16 protein-coding genes are annotated in these 19,421 nt (G+C 38.1%); 13 read left to right on the top strand and 3 right to left on the bottom strand.

Annotated elements, in window-relative coordinates:
* Positions 1 to 181: 181 nt before the first annotated feature.
* The 9 genes from I7804_RS17915 to I7804_RS17955 all read left to right on the top strand — a co-directional run bounded on the left by I7804_RS17915 (position 182) and on the right by I7804_RS17955 (position 10,976).
* Complete coding sequence (locus I7804_RS17915) at positions 182 to 2,752, top strand: heavy metal translocating P-type ATPase (RefSeq protein ID WP_248406205.1); 2,571 nt, start codon at positions 182 to 184, stop codon at positions 2,750 to 2,752.
* A gap of 125 nt (positions 2,753 to 2,877) precedes the next feature.
* A complete protein-coding gene (locus I7804_RS17920; protein WP_022754877.1) occupies positions 2,878 to 3,327 on the top strand; it encodes a hypothetical protein in 450 nt (149 codons plus the stop codon).
* A 27-nt stretch (positions 3,328 to 3,354) separates the two neighbouring features.
* Positions 3,355 to 3,813, top strand: coding sequence for a hypothetical protein (locus I7804_RS17925; protein WP_022754878.1), 459 nt, complete (start codon positions 3,355 to 3,357; stop codon positions 3,811 to 3,813).
* A 359-nt stretch (positions 3,814 to 4,172) separates the two neighbouring features.
* The gene (locus I7804_RS17930; protein WP_022754879.1) at positions 4,173 to 5,432 is read left to right on the top strand and encodes a 6-phosphofructokinase; all 1,260 of its coding nucleotides are present in this window, start codon (positions 4,173 to 4,175) and stop codon (positions 5,430 to 5,432) included.
* Positions 5,433 to 5,487: 55 nt separating this feature from the next.
* Positions 5,488 to 5,634: a hypothetical protein gene (locus I7804_RS17935; protein ID WP_177174031.1), complete on the top strand. Its 147-nt coding sequence runs from the start codon at positions 5,488 to 5,490 to the stop codon at positions 5,632 to 5,634.
* Complete coding sequence (locus I7804_RS17940) at positions 5,631 to 7,133, top strand: carbon starvation protein A (RefSeq protein WP_027206278.1); 1,503 nt, start codon at positions 5,631 to 5,633, stop codon at positions 7,131 to 7,133. Before I7804_RS17935 ends, I7804_RS17940 begins: the two co-directional genes overlap by 4 nt.
* A 68-nt stretch (positions 7,134 to 7,201) precedes the next feature.
* Complete coding sequence (locus I7804_RS17945; protein WP_248406206.1) at positions 7,202 to 8,209, top strand: ATPase P; 1,008 nt, start codon at positions 7,202 to 7,204, stop codon at positions 8,207 to 8,209.
* Positions 8,210 to 8,307: 98 nt separating this feature from the next.
* On the top strand, positions 8,308 to 9,228 hold the full coding sequence (locus I7804_RS17950) for an AAA family ATPase (RefSeq protein ID WP_248406207.1): 921 nt from the start codon (positions 8,308 to 8,310) through the stop codon (positions 9,226 to 9,228).
* Positions 9,225 to 10,976: a hypothetical protein gene (locus I7804_RS17955; protein ID WP_248406208.1), complete on the top strand. Its 1,752-nt coding sequence runs from the start codon at positions 9,225 to 9,227 to the stop codon at positions 10,974 to 10,976. Before I7804_RS17950 ends, I7804_RS17955 begins: the two co-directional genes overlap by 4 nt.
* A 43-nt stretch (positions 10,977 to 11,019) precedes the next feature.
* Here the strand turns inward: I7804_RS17955 and I7804_RS17960 are convergent, their stop codons facing one another.
* Positions 11,020 to 11,451, bottom strand: coding sequence for a hypothetical protein (locus I7804_RS17960; RefSeq protein ID WP_248406209.1), 432 nt, complete (start codon positions 11,449 to 11,451; stop codon positions 11,020 to 11,022).
* 232 nt (positions 11,452 to 11,683) lie between these two features.
* On the opposite strand from I7804_RS17960, the gene I7804_RS17965 reads away from it, so the two are divergent.
* Both I7804_RS17965 and I7804_RS17970 read left to right on the top strand, forming a co-directional pair.
* A complete protein-coding gene (locus I7804_RS17965; RefSeq protein ID WP_022754885.1) occupies positions 11,684 to 12,958 on the top strand; it encodes an O-acetylhomoserine aminocarboxypropyltransferase/cysteine synthase family protein in 1,275 nt (424 codons plus the stop codon).
* Positions 12,959 to 12,975: 17 nt separating this feature from the next.
* Positions 12,976 to 14,229: a chloride channel protein gene (locus tag I7804_RS17970; protein ID WP_248406210.1), complete on the top strand. Its 1,254-nt coding sequence runs from the start codon at positions 12,976 to 12,978 to the stop codon at positions 14,227 to 14,229.
* Positions 14,230 to 14,339: 110 nt separating this feature from the next.
* Here the strand turns inward: I7804_RS17970 and I7804_RS17975 are convergent, their stop codons facing one another.
* Together I7804_RS17975 and I7804_RS17980 are read right to left on the bottom strand one after the other, a co-directional pair.
* A complete protein-coding gene (locus tag I7804_RS17975; protein ID WP_331477915.1) occupies positions 14,340 to 14,981 on the bottom strand; it encodes a hypothetical protein in 642 nt (213 codons plus the stop codon).
* Between the two features lie 272 nt (positions 14,982 to 15,253).
* The gene (locus tag I7804_RS17980) at positions 15,254 to 15,649 is read right to left on the bottom strand and encodes a hypothetical protein (protein WP_248406212.1); all 396 of its coding nucleotides are present in this window, start codon (positions 15,647 to 15,649) and stop codon (positions 15,254 to 15,256) included.
* 218 nt (positions 15,650 to 15,867) lie between these two features.
* Between I7804_RS17980 and I7804_RS17985 the strand changes: the two genes are divergently transcribed.
* Positions 15,868 to 17,607: an ABC transporter ATP-binding protein gene (locus I7804_RS17985; protein ID WP_248406213.1), complete on the top strand. Its 1,740-nt coding sequence runs from the start codon at positions 15,868 to 15,870 to the stop codon at positions 17,605 to 17,607.
* A complete protein-coding gene (locus tag I7804_RS17990) occupies positions 17,608 to 19,374 on the top strand; it encodes an ABC transporter ATP-binding protein (RefSeq protein ID WP_248406214.1) in 1,767 nt (588 codons plus the stop codon).
* Positions 19,375 to 19,421 lie beyond the last annotated feature (47 nt).

Below are 19,421 nucleotides of genomic sequence, written 5' to 3' on the forward strand. Positions count from 1 at the left end.
GTTAAGAAAGAAAAAAACATAAGTTAAGAAAGAAAAAGACATAAGTTAAGAAAGAAAAAGACATAAGTTAAGAAAGAAAAAGACATAAGCTAAGAAAGTAAAAGACATAGACTAAAAAAAGACATAGTCTAAGAAAAACTGACAAAGACAGATAAAAAGATTAAAGAAAAGAAGAGAGAAGATGGATAAATACATTGTCACAGGTATGACATGTGCTGCATGCCAGGCTCATGTAGAGAAAGCTGTAAATAGTGTTGAAGGCGTAGAGTCTTGTAACGTATCGTTGCTTACTAATTCTATGAGTATAACAGGAACTGCAGACAGCCATGCGATAATAAAAGCTGTAGAAGATGCCGGATATGGTGCAAAACCTATGAATGAGGCATCAGACGCAAATTCTAAAACTAATAGCATAAGCCAAAAGGAGGAAGCTCTTATTGATAGAGAGACTCCTTTACTCAAAAAAAGACTTATCGTATCAGTGATACTTCTTTTGATACTGATGTATTTCAGCATGGGTGTATCAATGTGGGAGTGGCCTGCGCCAAAGTTTATAGCTGATAACATGGTAACAATAGGCATAATAGAGATGTTATTGTCTGGCGCAATAATGGTAGTCAATCAGAAATTTTTTATAAGCGGTTTTAAATCGCTGATTCATAGGGCGCCAAATATGGACACGCTTGTTGCGATGGGCTCTGGGATATCTTTTGCATATAGCTTTGTAACACTTATCAGAATGAGCAACGTCATGATGGAGATGGCTGACGATATGGATGCTATGATGGACTCTTTGGATATCATGATGAACGAGCTGTATTTTGAGTCAGCAGCGATGATATTATCACTGATAACAGTCGGTAAGCTTCTTGAAGCCATATCCAAAGGCCGAACGACAGATGCACTTAAAAGTCTGATAAGACTTGCGCCAAAGAAAGCTAACGTAATTAGAGACGGAAAAGAGATAACGATCGATATCGATGAAGTTACAATCGGGGATACCTTTGTGGTGCGGCCCGGAGAATCGATTCCGGTAGATGGTGTTATTGTATCAGGAACCGGATCAGTCAATGAAGCGGCACTTACAGGCGAATCAATACCGGTTGATAAGTTTGAAGGAGATACAGTATCAGCTGCTACTATAAATCAGTCAGGTTTTATCACATGTAGAGCTACCCGTGTTGGACAAGATACTACACTTGGCCAGATCATTCAGATGGTTTCGGATGCAGCTTCGCAGAAAGCTCCGATAGCAAGAATTGCAGATAAAGTCTCAGGTATATTCGTACCAGCTGTTTTGATTGTGTCAGCTATCGTATTTATGATATGGCTTCTTCTTGGAGCCTCGATTGCAACTGCTGTTACAAGAGCGATAGCAGTTCTTGTAGTTAGCTGTCCTTGTGCTCTTGGTCTTGCAACGCCTGTAGCTATCATGGTTGGTAATGGTGTTGGAGCAAAGAACGGAATATTATTCAAGACATCCGCAGCATTAGAAAGTACAGGACGAGTTCAGATTGTAGCGCTTGATAAGACAGGAACTATAACAGAAGGAAAGCCCAAAGTCACAGATATGATAATGGCAGATGATGTTACAGAAGATGAACTTCTTAGGGCAGCATGCTCTATAGAAAGTCTGAGTGATCATCCTCTTGCCAGAGCTATATGTGAATATGGAGAGGATAAGATCCAAAAATCTGAAGTAACAGATTTTGTCGAGATCCCCGGCAAAGGCTTAAAAGCAATTTTAGATAACGACTTGATATACAGTGGCAATCTTAAATTTGTTAAAGAGAAGGCTTATATACCGGAAAGCTTACATAAAAAAGCAGAAATGCTTTCCGAAAAAGGTAAGACACCCATATTTTTTGCCCATAAAGAAAAGGCTCTTGGAATCATCGGTGTAAGTGATGTGATAAAAGAGGATTCTTATAAGGCGGTAGAAGAACTCAAAAATATGGGAATCCATGTTGTCATGGTAACAGGAGACAATGACAAGGTAGCTAGAGTAATCGGAAAGCAGGCAGGAGTAAGCGAAGTCATCTCCGAAGTACTTCCTGATGGTAAAGAAGCTGTGATCAAAGATCTTATGACCAAAGGAAAAGTTGCAATGGTTGGAGATGGAATAAATGATGCTCCGGCATTAACAAGAGCAGATATAGGAATAGCGATAGGAGCAGGCACAGATGTAGCAATTGATGCAGCCGACGTTGTTCTTATGAAGTCAGGACTTAGAGACGTTGCAGCTTCTATCAGACTTTCAAGACGTACACTTACAGATATACACGAGAATCTGTTCTGGGCATTTATCTATAATATACTGCTGATCCCTCTTGCAGCCGGAGCATATTCAAGATGGGGGCTTAGCATGAGCCCTATGTTTGGAGCAGCTGCTATGAGCATATCAAGTTTTACGGTATGCATGAATGCTCTTAGACTTAATCTTCTTAAAATACATGATCCATCCGGGGATAAAGCACTTAGAAATAAAGTGCAACCGGATGATAATGGTAATATTTTAAAAACAAAAAAGGAGAAAGAAATTATGACAAAAACTATGAATATCGAAGGAATGATGTGTGAACACTGCGAAGCAACAGTAAAAAAGACACTTGAGGCTATCGAAGGCGTTGAGATTGCTAATGTTTCTTACAAAAAAGGAACAGCAGTTGTAGAACTTACAAGCGACGTACCTGATGAAGTACTTAAAAAGGCAGTAGAAGATAAGGATTACAAAGTCATTTCAATAGGCTGATAAAGGTAAAAAAATAGCAAGTTATTTTAAAATATCTCTCTGAATTTTCAAATGGTATATGCCGATATACAAAATGCATGCTGATTTAATATGTTTTTGTTCTGTGTTATAAAACGGAGGTTGACATGAACAAAGAGTTATATGATGCGGTATTTGGTTATGGCGATTCTAAGATAGATCCATTTGCAACTACAGAGGCTGATTTTGATGCTATCATCAAAGATATGAGACTGGGAGGATATGAGATTACAGCTCTTAACGTTGTAGAATTCATATTGCTCAATGAATGTGATACTCTTAACAACATAAAATCGGCCATAATAGATGAATGCAAGGATCTTCAAAACAGAGAGGATTATTGCAGGCAAAACTATGGTATTTCTTTTAAAGAACTTTTTGCTCTTGAACCCAAAACAGATATTGAATGGGATATTAAGAGCGGAAGTGTGATCATCTTTCTTTCAGGAGAGGTTCAGTTCAAAGAAGATGCTTATATGAAAGTATTTGGCACTGCCTTGCAGGATTTCTGTAAAAAGACGGGCTTTACTTATGTTAAGCTGGGTGAGACAATGTAAATTTTTCAAAACGGAGGGAGAAGGGTTATGGAGAATGAAAAAGAAACTACTTTGTCTGAAACTGAGATCTTGAGTGTTATATGTGATCTTCAAAAAAAGCAGGTTAAGTTAGCCAAGATAACTGCAGCACTTATTATGGTGTTTGTGGTCACAGTTATAATCGTTGTTCTCATCCTGGTTCCCAAAGCATTCAATCTTATGGAGCAGGTAAATACAACAGTCGATAAGGCGAATGGTGCAATTGATAGTGTGACAGATACTATTCAAAGAGCAGAGACAACGCTTGATGGAATAGACCAGATGACAGAAAGTGCCTCGGAAGCTGCAAGCAATATGAATCAGCTTGTGGAAGAGAATTCCAAGACATTAAACGAATCTATAACAGCTCTGTCTGAGATTGATTATGAAGGTCTTAATGAAGCAATAGGAGACCTGAAGGATTCTGCCAATTCTATGTCACAGGTTATGAGCATATTTGGAAAATAAGTTTTTGGAGGCTATCCGCAGATCGGATAGCCTTTATTTTTGGTATATACAAAGGTTCATGTTTGAAAGTGTTCCACTTTCAAATCCAAATTGGTGCCGCGAGCTCCATCAATTTTAATCTCATGTCAATTGCCCAGCTCGTGACATGAGGTTAAAAATAAAATAACGATATTTTGTAGAAAGAAAGCGTAAAATACTGTTTCACAATTATCGATTTATAGTATAATAGTTTTATACTAAAAAAGGGTGCTGGTGCAGTTTCAGTTTTGGGAGGTATACGTCTTACGGGGATCTATTGTATTTTTTCCCAATCCAATCAGGATATTTGACAGCTGCAGCCAGGCAGGATGGAGGAAGAAATGGCAAACAACAAAAAGCGTAATGTTATTGTTGGTCAGTCAGGAGGACCCACCGCTGCAATTAATTCATCTCTTGCGGGTGTCTACAGGACGGCCAAGGACAGGGGCTACAACAAAGTCTATGGTATGCTTCATGGCGTACAGGGGCTCCTTGAGGGCAGATACGTAGATCTGTCAGAGCACATTCAGTCAGGACTTGATGCGGAACTCTTAAAGAGAACACCTTCTGCATACCTTGGTTCCTGCAGATACAAACTCCCCGGAATCAATGAGAATAAAGAAGTCTATGAGAAGATTTTTGATATCCTCGAAAAGCTTGAGATCGACTGCTTCATATATATTGGCGGTAACGACTCAATGGATACTATCAAAAAGCTTTCTGATTATGCGATCGTATTTGGATCTGACATTCGCTTCGTTGGATGCCCTAAGACCATTGATAACGATCTGGCTCTTACAGACCATACACCAGGATACGGTTCTGCAGCCAAATATATCGGAACTTCTGTCAAAGAGATCATCCGTGATGGATGGAGCCTTGAAACTGCACATGGTCAGGTTATGGTCGTAGAGATCATGGGCCGTAATGCGGGCTGGCTTACAGGTGCAGCTGCACTTTCTAAGAGTGAAGATTGTGATGGACCTGATGCTATCTATCTTCCTGAACTTCCATTTGATATTCAGGCATTTATTGATAAGTGTAAAGAGCTTCTTAAGAAAAAAGCTTCTGTTGTAGTTGCTGTTTCTGAAGGTATACATACTGCTGATGGCAAGTACATCTGTGAGATGGACAATGATCCAGATTATGTAGATGCATTTGGTCATAAGCAGCTTACAGGTACTGCAAGATATCTGTGCAGCGTTCTTGCAGCAGAGATTGGTTGTAAGACACGTGCTATTGAGCTGTCAACTCTTCAGCGTGCGGCAAGCCACTGTGCATCTCGTGTTGATATCCTTGAAGCTTATGAAGTAGGCGGCGCAGCTATGAAGGCTGCTGATGAGGGCGACACAGGCAAGATGGTTGTCATCAAGAGACTTTCTGATGATCCTTATCAGGCAGGAACTGAGGTCAAGGACGTTCACAAGATTGCTAATGATGAAAGGCTTGTTCCACGAAACTGGATAACAAAAGACGGAACATATGTAACCAATGAATTTATCACATATGTAAGGCCGCTTATTCAAGGTGATGTTAGCCCTATTATGGTTGACGGTATTCCTCGTCATCTATATAGAAAGGGATTCCAGGATTTGCTCTGATTGCCTCATTATAGAACTATTCCGGTTATGCCCTGCTTACATTAAGCAGGGCATTGTGCCGGTTGATAAAAAGGGGGCTGTTCTTATGGCAAGGCAAAATAGTCCTAGGAAAAGTATATTAATAATATATCCGCAGGGAGGTGAGGATGGTAAAGGATATTTCGTAAAAGCCATAGATGCAGCAGAAACGGAGGAAACATGATAAGCTTTTTGCTATGTCTGGTAATAATGATCGCAGGATATTTCACTTATGGTAAATTTGTTGACAATATCTTCGGCCCGGATGACCGCGAGACGCCGGCAGTTGCGATTAATGACGGCGTTGACTATGTTGTAATGCCTCAGTGGAAGCTTTTTTTAGTTCAGCTTCTTAACATTGCCGGACTAGGTCCCATTTTTGGCGCGTTACAGGGCGCATTGTGGGGACCAATTGTTTTTCTGTGGATCACATTTGGTACGATTTTTGCAGGAGCAGTTCATGATTATTTTTCAGGAATGCTTTCAGAACGCAACAATGGAGATTCTATCGCAGAAGTAACCGGAACATATCTTGGACCGGTTATGAAGACAATTTTAAGAGTGTTCTCTGTAGTACTTCTTGTAATGGTTGGAACTGTTTTTGCAGTAGGTCCTGCCGGACTTCTTGTAAAGCTGCTTACTGAAAAAGGTGTATCAGGAGTATTTGCTCAGACTACAGTCTGGCTTGGAATAATTCTTGTATATTACTTTATCGCAACTTTTATTTCAATTGATAAAATCATAGGACGAATCTATCCAATATTCGGAATATGTCTGATTGCAATGGCAGTTGGCGTTATAATCGGTATCCCTGTACATGGATATCATATTCCGGAGATCTTTAGTCATTTTTCTAACATGCATCCGTCAGCAACTCCTGTTTGGAGCTTTATGTTCATAACAGTTGCCTGCGGAGCGATTTCAGGTTTTCATTCGACACAGTCTCCTCTTATGGCAAGATGTCTTAAGAGTGAGAGACAGGGACATTTCGTATTCTACGGTGCCATGGTTGCAGAAGGCTGCATCGCATTGGTATGGGCAGCTGCAGGTTGTGCAGTTTATGAAGCAACCGGTGGACTGTCAACAGGACTTGCAGAGATCCTTCAGGGTGGACAGTCAGTTGCTATCTACGATGTAAGTGTTAAGACAATGGGCAGTGTGGGTGTTATCCTTGCAATGATAGGTGTAGTTATATGCCCTATCACATCAGGAGATACAGCATTCCGTTCAGCAAGATATGCACTTGCGGACTGGATGAATTTTGATCAGGGATCATTTAAGAACAGACTGATGCTTACAGTACCTGTACTAGGTGTAGGAGCATTTCTTGGATTTGGAAATACATTAGGATTCCTTAGCTATCAGGTTATCTGGAGATATTTCAGCTGGACCAACCAGACATTGGCTATGATAGTTCTCTGGTCAGCAGCAATGTACCTTGTCAAAGAACATAAGAACTACTGGATAGCAGCAGCTCCAGCGACTTTCATGAGCGCAGTTTCTGCAACATATTTTGTTATGGCTCCTGAGTGTCTGGGACTTATCCCTGCACTTAAGAATAATACAAGTGTTGCATATCCTGCAGGTATAATCATAGCAGCACTGTTCCTTGGACTTTTTCTTCGTGCAGCTTCGAAAAGAAGTAACAATAGCACCAAAAAAAATGGACGTAGAACAGCATAAATAAAATAAGTCTATTATTGGGCTGGTCTTTTTAGGCCAGCCCAAAACTGATAGGGGAGGGGATATATATGGTTTTGGCATTTGCTCTTGATAACAGCTACAGTATTGATAAAGAAGAATTAAAAAATGACAAGAAAAGCTGTAAAAAAATAGGTCCGGCTGGCTTTGGACAAAAAGCCATCTATCTAAACAGCTTTTATATTGACAGGATGTGGTACCTTCCATGGGATGAGGTTGACAGAGTATTTAAAAGAGTAGCCATGAGTAAGGGAGGCTTTTCGGGTAAAGGAGCCTTTGCATCCTTATCATATCTTGTTGTACTTATGAAAAACGGAAAAGAAAAGCAGTGCCTTTTTAAGCATGAAGAAGATGTAGACAGGGCGCTGACTTATATAAAACAGGAGCATCCACAGATTCCTGTATATAGCAAAAATGCAGAAAAAAAGCTTAAAGAAGCTAAAGCCATGCTAGAAAAAAACTATGTCAAGAATCTTTCAAATGAAAGCAAAAAAGCGATACAAAAGCTTGAGAATGCGAAAGAGTATCTTGAACAAAAGCCTGTAATGACTCAAAGGCTGTCCTGCGCAGCCGGTAAGATGAGAGTACAACAGATGGTTCCAAAGTCTTCGAGATTTCTTGGTATTAGTATTTTTATAATATCTATACTTACAGTATTGCTTGGAACCTTTTTTGTACTTAAGGGAGCAACTTATGGTAAGTATATGCTCTTGTTTGGCTTTGCATTTTTCCTTTTTTCACTGACAGGTAATCTTGTCCCAATAGGAGCCAACAAAAGAGAAAAAATCGAAGAAGAGTGGGAAAATGCAGTAATAGAGCTTAGAAATTATATAGCAAAAAGTCCTGATTTTCCGGTTCCTGCAAGGTATGCTCATCCGGTCGTAATAGACAGAATGATAAGACTTATAAAACAGGGCAAGGCCACAAGCATCAATGAAGCTTTGGAAGGAGTCAAGAAAGATCTTAAGGCATTAAACGCCTCCGTAACCGTATCACAGGAAGAATATGATGAAGTAACACAGGTTAAGCCAATGTTCCTTGTAAGTGAATATAAATAAATGCAGGATATATAACCGGCTTAAGGATAACAATAGATATCAATAGATAGCAAAATATAGAAAACTTGAATTATTGCATCATGAGGCATAGTTTGATTATGACAAAATGGACTGATTTTTTGAAAGAAGAAGGAATATCGCAAGAGATCATCAAAGATATTGAGCTTTTTAATGAGACTCATAGATCAAAAGATGTATATAAGTCGAGGATTCCTGATCCTAAATATTTATATTATGGCAAGGATACCTGGGAAAAGGCACTATGCAGCATACTTGCAGGTGAGAATATCCTTCTTGCCGGACCTAAAGCGACTGGCAAAAACGTCCTTGCACAGAACCTTGCGGCTGTATTTGAAAGGCCGATATGGGATGTATCTTTTCATATAAATGTTGATGCATCATGGCTTATTGGAACAGACACATATGACGGAGAAAAGGTTGTCTTCAGACAAGGGCCGATACTAAAATGTGCTTTAAATGGAGGTTTCGGAGTACTTGATGAGATCAATATGGCAAGAAATGAAGCTCTTGCAGTACTTCATAGCGTACTTGATTTTAGGCGGGTCTTGGACGTTCCCGGATATGAGAGGACAAGTCTTGATGATGCAACAAGATTTATAGCTACCATGAACTACGGCTATGCCGGGACAAGAGACCTAAATGAAGCACTGTGCTCGAGATTTGCGGTCATAGATATGCCGGTAATAAGTGATGATGACTTAAAACGACTTATCATGAGAGAATTTCCTGACATCAGAAAAGATATATGTGACCAATTTACATACCTCTACAAAGAGATTGAGAAAAAAGCCGAAAGTGCGCAGATAACAGAAAGAGCACTTGATCTTAGAGGACTTCTGGATGCTATATCACTTATGAGAAAAGGGATAAAATCAGGTCCTGCCATAAGTATGTGTATAGTCAACAAGACTTTTGACTCTTATGAAAGAAAGCTTGTTCAGGATGTTGTCGATGCAAGGATATCTGCTGATCTTGACAGGAAGGTCATATTCGCATGATAAAAAAACATTACGAGGGCAATTCAAAAAGAGCTCTGAATATAGTATGGAATGCAGCCGGGCGGTACGATTTTGAACCGCCCTTTTTGGCCTTTTATTCTAATGGTAAGCCTGATCAGTATTTCAATATGATCATAGGATTAACAGTGAAGTGGTTTGACATTAGCCAAATAGTAGCTTTTTTTGATAACTATAGTTATTTGAAAAAAGCTCAGGAATTTGATTCCTACATGTGGCTGGCAATAGAAAATTGTATATTTGAAAAGGAAAAAGTAAGTAGGCCGGTATTATCTGCACTTAGAATAAAGAGAGCTAAAGAATTCTACGAGACAGTGCAGAATTACTCAAGGCAGCAAATGGAGATGCAGAGTATTCCTGTATATAATCAGGAAGAAGCCAGATGGGCATACGTACTTGGCAAAAAAGTCGTCTTACTATCAGATAGAGAAAAGAAACTTTCAAAAGCACTTCTATTAAGTAAAGATCTTGATACAGAAGGCCTTATACAAGCACTTAGAAGTATATTAAAAGAATATTTTAGATTTGATACAGACAAAGTCACCAAAGAAAGAAAAAATAATGTGAATTTGTCTATAGCAAGAAGACTTCAAAGTATACTATATAAAAAGAATAAAGAAACAGAGACCTTATTTGTAAGAAGTGGTAGCGGAAGCGGAAATAAAGAAGGCTCTGTAACACTATCTCATGAAGACCATTTTATAAACAATATAGAAACGTTACAAAGAAATAGAGATTATATAGAAAGCTGTTTTGGAAGCTGCATATATACTGACGAAGAAATGAAGGTATTAGAAAAGGATATATGCACGAATAGTGATGAAAACTGTCATGTATGGATAACGAATGGTATCAATAAAAATAAGACTATAAAAGATGCCAAGGCTTTTAAGAGTATTGAAACGTTTAATGATCAGATAAATAAAAATATAGCCTTTTATAACAGTAGGACTTATCAGATACAGGAAAGCATAAGGAACCTTTCTGCGCAGATAAATACAATATTTGAATCTTATCTTAGATGCCTTCCGCAGGAGTCCAAAAGCGGAATACTTGAAAGCAGTAAGGCCTATAGACTTTCGCTGATGAAAGATACAAGAGTCTTCTTAAATGAAGGCGATGAGAAGGATTATAAAATTACAGTTGATATATTATTGGATGCATCCCAGTCCAGAATGAACTTTCAGGAGAGCATAGCATGTGAAGCATATATGATCGCTGAGAGCTTTGTAAAGGTGCATATTCCTGTGAGCATTAAAGCTTTCAGATCAATATGCGGATATACTGTTCTTGAGAATCTAAAGAACTATAAAGATATGCATAGTCATGGAGCCTTTAATTATGTCGCAGCAGGTTGGAACCGCGACGGACTGTGTTTTAAATTGCTGGATCATTTATACATGGATGAAGAAGAGCAAGAAACAGAAAGGTTTCTCTTCGTACTTACAGACGCAAGTCCTAATGATTCTATGCCTATCAAAAATGCAGGTGCGGGATTAAGGGTTAAGGAATACGAGGGACTTGCGGCAGTAGATGATGCAAGGAAAGCGGTGCAGAGTTTAAAAAAGCATGGAATAAATATAGGCGCAGTATTTTTTGGCGCAAGCCTGCACCTTGATAATGTAAGTATTATCTATGGAGATGACTACGAAAGGATAATAAATATGCGGCAGCTCCCTGATGCTGTAGGAGATCTTCTAAGAAGGCTTCTTCAAAGAAAGAGTCTATGATATACTTCCCACTTTGACAGATTAGAATTCACAAGGTGGGAAGTCAAAGCTCATTATTAAGCTCGGAAAGTTTAGTTCTTGCCTTATCAGGGGCAGAAGTCATAAGCTCTTTTTCAGAGAGAACTTCAGCTTTGATGCCGTGATGTAATATAGCATTACATGCGTTATCATAAGAAGAAACAGGGACTTTTATATAATAAATGTCTCTGTCAATCCTGCCATTTGGCCCGAAATTTCTAGGATCAAGCTGGGAAGCACATCCTCCGGGGATTATTTCTTCCTGAAGATAATGGCCTGATGATACATGCCTAAATCCTTCAGCTTTTAATATGGATTTTATCTTCCGGTAGGTATTTTTATCTCTTTTTCTGTAAATATACTTTTTGCGTTCAAATAGGGTATTTATAAAGTGAGAAAAACTGTTAAAAGAAAAGCTCTTTGACTTGTTGCTATATTTAGTATGAACATGTCCCATAGAAATTCCCTCCCTTTATACTATTATCCTTCTTTAGGATGATAAATACAATAAAGTAATTACTTTATCAAGGTGATGCGATAAAAATAATTATGGACATGTTTAAGTAATGATGCTATATATATTTAAGAACTTTGATTTAGCAAACATCATATTATGATAATAAAATTAAAACTATCCTGTGGAAATTTGAATAAATAATAAAATAAAATATAGAAAAGAGGAAAGTTTAGTGAGAGCGGAGACAAAATGTATTCAGGCAGGCTATGAACCTAAAAATGGTGAGTCTCGTCTGATGCCAATAGTTCAGTCAACAACATTTAAGTATGACACAAGCGAAGACATGGGAAAGCTGTTTGATCTTGAAGCAAGTGGATATTTTTATACAAGACTTCAGAATCCAACGAACGACTATGTTGCAGCTAAGATCGCAGCACTTGAAGGCGGAACAGCAGCAATGCTTACATCTTCCGGACAGGCAGCAACTTTTTTCTCAGTATTTAATCTTGCCGGCAATGGAGATCATGTTATAGCATCATCAACAATCTACGGCGGAAGCTTTAATCTGTTTAATGTTACAATGCGCCGTATGGGTATCGATTTTACTTTTGTTGATCCTGATTGCTCAGATGAAGAGCTTGAAAAAGCTTTTAAGCCTAATACCAAAGCAGTATTTGGAGAAACTATAGCTAATCCGGCACTTATAGTATTCGATATCGAGCGCTTTGCTAAGGCAGCTCATGCACACGGTGTTCCGCTTATTATAGATAATACATTTGCAACACCTATAAACTGTCGTCCTTTTGAATGGGGAGCAGATATAGTTACCCATTCTACTACCAAATACATGGATGGACATGATGCTACAGTAGGCGGAGTTATCGTTGATTCAGGTAACTTTGACTGGATGGCTCACGCAGATAAGTTCCCGGGACTTTGTACACCGGATGAATCATATCATGGAATAACATATGCAGAGAAGTTTGGCAAAGAAGGTGCATTCATTACCAAGTGTACAGCGCAGCTCATGAGAGATCTTGGTTCTATCCCTTCTCCTATGAACTGCTATATGCTTAATCTTGGACTTGAGTCTCTTGCAGTACGTATGGAGAGACATGTATCCAATGCTATGAAGGTAGCACAGTTCCTTCAGGATAGCGACAAAGTTGAATGGGTCAATTATCCAGGACTTCCAGGCAACAAATATTATGAAAGAGCAAAGAAATATATGCCCAAAGGAACCTGCGGAGTTATATCTTTCGGGGTTAAGGGCGGACGCAAAGCAGCCGAAGAATTTATGAAGCATCTCAAAGTTGCCATGATCGCAACGCATGTAGCAGATGCACATACCTGTGTGCTTCATCCGGCATCTTCAACACATCGCCAGATGACAGATGAAGAACTCCTTGCAGGCGGTGTATCACCGGATCTTGTAAGATTATCAGTTGGAATCGAGAATGTTGATGATATTATAGAGGATTTGGAACAGGCACTCGGAGCTATCTAAGCTCAAAGGAGGTTTCTGTGCAAATTATACCTGATATCAAAGAAAGTGATAGTAGCCTTCGTAAGACAGGAATCAGTTTGCTGCTTCTTGCAAAGTGGATTATCCTTGGACTGATAGTAGGTATCATAGTTGGGTTTGTGGGCGCAATATTCGCCCACTTACTCACTTTTGCAAATATATATCGTCATAATAATCCATATGTACTTCTACTGTTACCACTGGCAGGTATATTAATTGTATATCTGTATCATTTTTTTAATGATCATAATGATACAGGTACAGATCTTATTATCAAGGCCATCACGGCCAATGAATCAATCCCCATTTTTAAAACGCCTCTAATCATAATAGCTACATTTCTTACCCATCTATGCGGAGGATCAGCAGGTAGAGAAGGCGCGGCACTTCAGTTTGGCGGAAGCCTCGGATATAACATCGGCAAAGTTATAAAGCTATGCGATGATGACAAAAAGATAATGACAATGTCTGGAATGGCGGCAGCATTTTCATCTTTATTTGGAACGCCCATAGCTGCAGCTGTCTTTTCTATAGAGTTGTCAAGCGTTGGTGCTATGCATTATGCAGCTCTTGTGCCAAGTGTAGCAGCTTCTTTGGTTGCACTGTACGTTGCCAGATATTTCGGAGTAGGTGCTGATGTATTTTTTGTCAAAATAGTTCCGCAGCTTACAGCGCAGCTTGCAATAAAGAGTGTATTCATTGCAATAATCGGTGCTTTTATAGGGATAATGTTCTGTCTTAGCATCAGATATACAAGAAAAGCTTTTTATAAAATAATAAAAAATTCGTATATAAGAGTTATATGCGGTGGCCTGATAATAATAGGATTATCCTATGTATTTAAAGGCGGATATTATAATGGAGCAGGAATAGAAGTTATAGAAATGGCCTTTAATGGCGAATCACCTTACATTGCTTTTCTGATAAAAATGATTTTTACTGCAATAACGTTAGGATCAGGTTTTAAAGGAGGAGAGATTGTTCCGACTCTGTATATAGGTGCTACTTTTGGAAGGCTGTATGCAAGCATAGTAGGATTTCCAAACCAGCTTGCAGTAGCTCTTGGTATGCTGGCTCTATTTTGCAGCGTAACTAACTGTCCTATAGCATCACTACTTATCGCGTTTAAACTATTTGGGTATGAAGGAGCATTTTATTATATGATAGTGACCGCCATCAGCTACGCTATTTCCGGCTATGACAGTCTGTATGGAAGTCAGAGAATCAAGTATTCCAAGTTCAAATATAAATAAATGAATAAATAATATGACGTAAGGGATAAAAGCCATAATATAAGATGTGTTTTAGGTATTTACCTGCAATAATAAAGCCCCTGCAAATTGCAGGGGCAAAAACATCACGATCACAGCATTTTGATAAACTTGTTACCATCTGTTGAGAAGCCAATCTTATTAAGATAATTAAGATGCTCATTTGACGGATTACTCATCTGAGCCTTGGTAAGGCCAAAGGATTTAAGATGAGAGAAGATGAATTTACCAACTGAGCAGTCTCTATACGCTGGGACTGTATAGTCTATCATAATATCAAAACAATTGTTATTTATAGTTCCTACAGTTATTCCAACAGGTACATCTGAATTAAATACTATAAATGCAGTATCTTCAGCTGTAAGATCTCTGTATCCCGGGAAATACTTTTTGATGTCATCAAGGTATCTTGCAACAAGATCTCCAAGAATAGCATCATTGCCGGGAGCTTTCACCATTCTATATTCCGGACTGTTATTGCTTAGCTTTCTCATATTGATGACATTGATAATGATAAGAGCAAGGTTCATAACAAGAGTAGGGTATGCATGTATTGCTATAGCATAGATTACAGCCAGTATGCTTCCTGCAGTGTTGATGATCCTAAGCTTCATTACAGAAGTCATGAGCATTGATATTACAACAAGTAGTGATCCAACATAACCGATGATATCAAAGATTGATAGATTTAGATTCATAATAACCTCCATGTAGATAAATATTAATAGACTCATATAAGTGCTATGTGTTTTCTAGATGAGCAGTTTATAATTCTATCAGATGAGCGGCATCTAAATCAATAAGGATTTACGATATTGATCATTGATCATCATATATGTATTTCGGTATATATCATAAATATATTACAAGTAAAAAGACAGCCCAGCTGCGATATTGTTCGCATGGGCTGTCTGTATGTTATGAGCTGCGTAAAAGTGATTGACATACACTTTTAGCAAGCGCTCTTTCTCTTGTATGGATCCGACAAGAGAAATTAACATTTGACTTAAACAGTTGTGTCAAGATTAGACCCTGTATTGTCCTTGTTTGCAGTTCCGTCCGGCTTGTAGGTGGACAGAACAGATTCTAAAACATTGGAAGAGTTATTTTCGTATGATGTCTTTTTTGTTTTTGAAGCTTCATCTGTAGTATCGGTATTGGTGGATGAAACTTTAGTCTCTGACTCAAGCTTTTTATAATAGGAAGTCAGTAGTTTACCATAACTTCCGTTTTTTATCTGACCATAATCGGATAAGGAGATGCTTGCTGCGATATTTGACTCATCTATATTTAGTGAACCAAAAAGAGCATTTGCTGTAGCTGACTTTGTACTAAGTGCAGACTGCTGACGATAATTCAGCATACTTGAACTGGCGATACTGCCTATATTCATATTACTCATAAATTTGCCCTCCTTTGCTGTATTACAAAGCAATCCTTGCTTTTACATAAGGTATATATTAATTAATATCTAAAGGTATAGTTATCTTACTTATCTATCGGTCATAACCCGGAATAACTTAACCCTATTTTGGCAAAATTTTGAATCTATTTTATATTATGTTAGAATAGATGCGGCCATAAATTTAATTACTAACACTATCAAGCAGGAAGGTTTATATGAAATCAATACTCAAATATCTTAAAGATTATAAAAAGGAGTCTATACTTGCTCCTGTTTTTAAAATGCTGGAGGCTTCATTTGAATTACTGGTTCCTCTTGTTATGGCTTCCATTATAGATGTTGGAATTAAAGAAGCTGACAGATCACATATTATTAAGATGAGTGCTGTCCTTGTACTCCTTGGTGTTGTCGGACTTTGCGCTGCGATCACGGCGCAGTATTTTGCTGCCAGAGCTGCAACAGGCTTCTCAGCTAAGCTACGACATGCACTGTTTGAACATATTCAGGATTTTTCATTTTCGCAGATAGATCTGTTTGGAACTGATACATTGATAAATAGAATGACAAGTGATATCAATGATGTTCAAAGCGGTGTCAATATGTTCTTAAGGCTGTTTATGAGATCACCGTTTGTAGTATTTGGTGCCATGATCATGGCATTTACTGTAGATGTTAAATCAGCCTTAATTTTTGTAGTTACAATTCCTCTTTTATCAGTAGTAGTTTTTATCATACTAATATGGACACTTCCTTTATACAAAGCGGTTCAGAACAAGCTTGACAGTGTAATGACAAGTACGAGAGAGAATCTTACAGGTGTTAGAGTTATAAGGGCCTTTAATAGGGAAAAAAGTGAAGAAGACATTTTTAGGGATAGAAATGCAGTTTTAAATCATGCTCAGCAGTATGTTGGAGCAATCTCCGGAGTTATGAACCCGCTTACTTACCTGATGATAAACATAGCAACCGTTATCTTGATTTATACAGGAGCTGTTCGTATCAATATAGGTATACTAACCCAGGGACAAGTTATAGCACTTCTTAACTATATGTCTCAGATACTTGTAGAACTTATCAAACTTGCGAATCTTATAATTCAGATAACTAAAGCAATTGCTTGCGGTAATCGAATCGCATCAGTACTAGATACAAAGCCCAATATGATAGATGGAGATCAAAAGCTGGATGTATCGTCAGAAGATATTGCGGTTGAGTTTGATAATGTTTCATTCTTATATGAAGAAGATGGTGAGAATGTTCTCGATAATATAAGCTTTAAGGTCAAGAAGGGACAGACTGTCGGAATAATCGGAGGAACAGGAAGTGGTAAAACCTCGCTTATAAGTCTTATACCAAGATTTTATGATGTTCAACAGGGACATGTAAGGATATTTGGCAAGGATGTAAGAGATTTAAGCATTCAGGATCTTAGGTCTCACATAGGTGTAGTCCTTCAAAAGGCAGAGCTATTTAAAGGTAGCATATCTGATAATCTAAAATGGGGTGATGAAGGTGCATCAACTGAAGATATAAACATTGCTCTTGATATATCACAGGCAAGAGAGTTTGTAGAAGAGAAGATAGGTAAGACCGGCTACATGGTAGAACAAAGCGGACGTAATCTTTCAGGCGGTCAGAAGCAAAGACTTACAATTGCCCGTGCACTTTTGAAAAAGCCTGACATATTGATAATGGATGATAGCGCTTCTGCGCTTGACTTTGCGACAGATGCTAAGCTTCGCATGGCTATTTCACAGAATTCTGCTAATATGACAACATTTATAGTCTCTCAAAGAGCTGCTTCGGTTCAAAATGCAGATATGATAATCGTCTTGGATGAAGGACGGATTGCAGGAATTGGAACTCATAAAGAGCTTATAGATAATAATGAAGTATATCAGGAGATATACTATTCACAATTCCCCAAAGAAGAAGTTTTAACGGAGGCATTGTAAATGAGTAAAACAAGTAAAAAGACCGGTCAAAAAGAAGTTTTGATAAAGGTATTTAATTACATAAAAAAATACAGAATATATCTGTATATTTCTTTGATATTATCTTTTGTAACAGTATTGTTTACCTTATATATACCCAAGCTTACCGGACAGGCGGTAGATTATATGTTTGGACCTTCAAAGGTGGATTTTGGCGGAGTTATGTTTATAATAACAAAGATTATGATATTTGTTATTATCACCAGCATCGGCCAGTGGATTATCAATCTGTGCAATAACAAGATGACCTATAATGTAGTAAGAGATATTAGAAATGATGCATTTCATAAGATTCAGGAGATGCCTCTTTCATATCTTGACTCACATGCATATGGAGAAATAGAAAGTAAGATCATAAATGATGCTGCTCAGTTTGCAGATGGGCTTTTGATGGGATTTACGCAGTTCTTTACAGGTATAGTAACCATTATCGGAACTTTGTTATTTATGCTGACTGTAAATGTTTATATTACAATAGTTGTAGTTGCCATAACGCCTTTATCATTTGTAGTTGCCGGTTTTATTTCAAAGAAAACCTTTACAATGTTCAAAGAACAGTCGATTATACGCGGAGAGCAGACCGGATACATCAATGAAATGATAGAAGGACAGCGAGTGATCAAAGCTTTCGATCAAAAAGAAAAAGTTATAGAAAAATTTGATGTGATAAATGAAAAGCTTAGAGATAAATCGCTTAAAGCAACCTTTTATTCTTCAATTACTAATCCATCAACCAGATTTATAAACAGTCTTGTATATACAGGAGTAGGAGTCTTTGGCGCTCTTAGCGTTGTATCCGGACGTATGAGTGTTGGTCAGCTTACAGCTTTTTTGTCATATTCAAACCAGTATACTAAACCATTTAATGAGATATCAGGCGTTATCACTGAACTTCAGAATGCAATTGCCTGTGCTGCCAGCACATTCAGTTTTATCGAAGAAAAGAGTCAGACACCTGATTCAGAAGATGCTATAGCAAGAGATCACTTTGATGGTGAAGTTAAGATAGAAGGGGTCAGCTTTTCTTATGTAGAAGGTCAGAAACTGATAGAAGATTTCAATCTTGAAGTAAAACCGGGACAAAACGTAGCTATAGTCGGCCCAACAGGGTGCGGCAAGACAACACTTATAAATCTATTGATGAGATTCTATGATATTAGTAAAGGTGCTATTCTTGTCGACGGAACTGATATAAGGGATATTAAGAGAGGATCACTTCGAAATGGATACGGAATGGTCCTTCAGGAAACATGGCTTAAGTCAGGTACAATAAGAGAAAATATAACTATGGGAAATCCTGACATATCAGATGAAGATATGAGAAAAATTGCTAAAGTATGCCATATAGATTCTTTTATCCAGAAACTTCCTAAAAAGTACGATACTATTATTTCAGAAAATGGCGAAGAATTCTCACATGGACAGAGACAGCTTCTGTGTATTGCCAGGGTTATGATGGGAAAGCCTTCTATGATGATATTAGATGAAGCCACATCATCAATTGATACCAGAACTGAAATGAAGATACAGGAAGCTTTCAACGCGATGATGGAAGGCAGGACCAGCTTTGTTGTTGCTCATAGACTTAGTACTATCAGAAATGCAGACATTATTCTTGTTATGAAGAGCGGTAACGTTGTAGAAATGGGAAATCACAAAGAGCTGATGGAAAGAAAAGGCTTCTATTATGACCTTTATATGAGTCAGTTTGTTGGAAAAGCCATCTGATGCTATTTTTTGCTACATTTTAATGCGGTAAAGTATTGAAAATTATT

This window comes from Butyrivibrio fibrisolvens (genome assembly GCF_023206215.1).
Classification (GTDB): domain Bacteria; phylum Bacillota; class Clostridia; order Lachnospirales; family Lachnospiraceae; genus Butyrivibrio; species Butyrivibrio fibrisolvens_C.

What these genes read in the sequence shown, in the direction of transcription:
- I7804_RS17915 (WP_248406205.1), top strand. Translation starts at nt 182, where the DNA reads ATGGATAAATACATTGTCACAGGTATGACATGTGCTGCATGCCAGGCT.
- I7804_RS17920 (WP_022754877.1), top strand. Translation starts at nt 2,878, where the DNA reads ATGAACAAAGAGTTATATGATGCGGTATTTGGTTATGGCGATTCTAAG.
- I7804_RS17925 (WP_022754878.1), top strand. Translation starts at nt 3,355, where the DNA reads ATGGAGAATGAAAAAGAAACTACTTTGTCTGAAACTGAGATCTTGAGT.
- I7804_RS17930 (WP_022754879.1), top strand. Translation starts at nt 4,173, where the DNA reads ATGGCAAACAACAAAAAGCGTAATGTTATTGTTGGTCAGTCAGGAGGA.
- I7804_RS17940 (WP_027206278.1), top strand. Translation starts at nt 5,631, where the DNA reads ATGATAAGCTTTTTGCTATGTCTGGTAATAATGATCGCAGGATATTTC.
- I7804_RS17945 (WP_248406206.1), top strand. Translation starts at nt 7,202, where the DNA reads ATGGTTTTGGCATTTGCTCTTGATAACAGCTACAGTATTGATAAAGAA.
- I7804_RS17950 (WP_248406207.1), top strand. Translation starts at nt 8,308, where the DNA reads ATGACAAAATGGACTGATTTTTTGAAAGAAGAAGGAATATCGCAAGAG.
- I7804_RS17955 (WP_248406208.1), top strand. Translation starts at nt 9,225, where the DNA reads ATGATAAAAAAACATTACGAGGGCAATTCAAAAAGAGCTCTGAATATA.
- I7804_RS17960 (WP_248406209.1), bottom strand. Translation starts at nt 11,451, where the DNA reads ATGGGACATGTTCATACTAAATATAGCAACAAGTCAAAGAGCTTTTCT.
- I7804_RS17975 (WP_331477915.1), bottom strand. Translation starts at nt 14,981, where the DNA reads ATGAGTCTATTAATATTTATCTACATGGAGGTTATTATGAATCTAAAT.
- I7804_RS17980 (WP_248406212.1), bottom strand. Translation starts at nt 15,649, where the DNA reads ATGAGTAATATGAATATAGGCAGTATCGCCAGTTCAAGTATGCTGAAT.
- I7804_RS17985 (WP_248406213.1), top strand. Translation starts at nt 15,868, where the DNA reads ATGAAATCAATACTCAAATATCTTAAAGATTATAAAAAGGAGTCTATA.
- I7804_RS17990 (WP_248406214.1), top strand. Translation starts at nt 17,608, where the DNA reads ATGAGTAAAACAAGTAAAAAGACCGGTCAAAAAGAAGTTTTGATAAAG.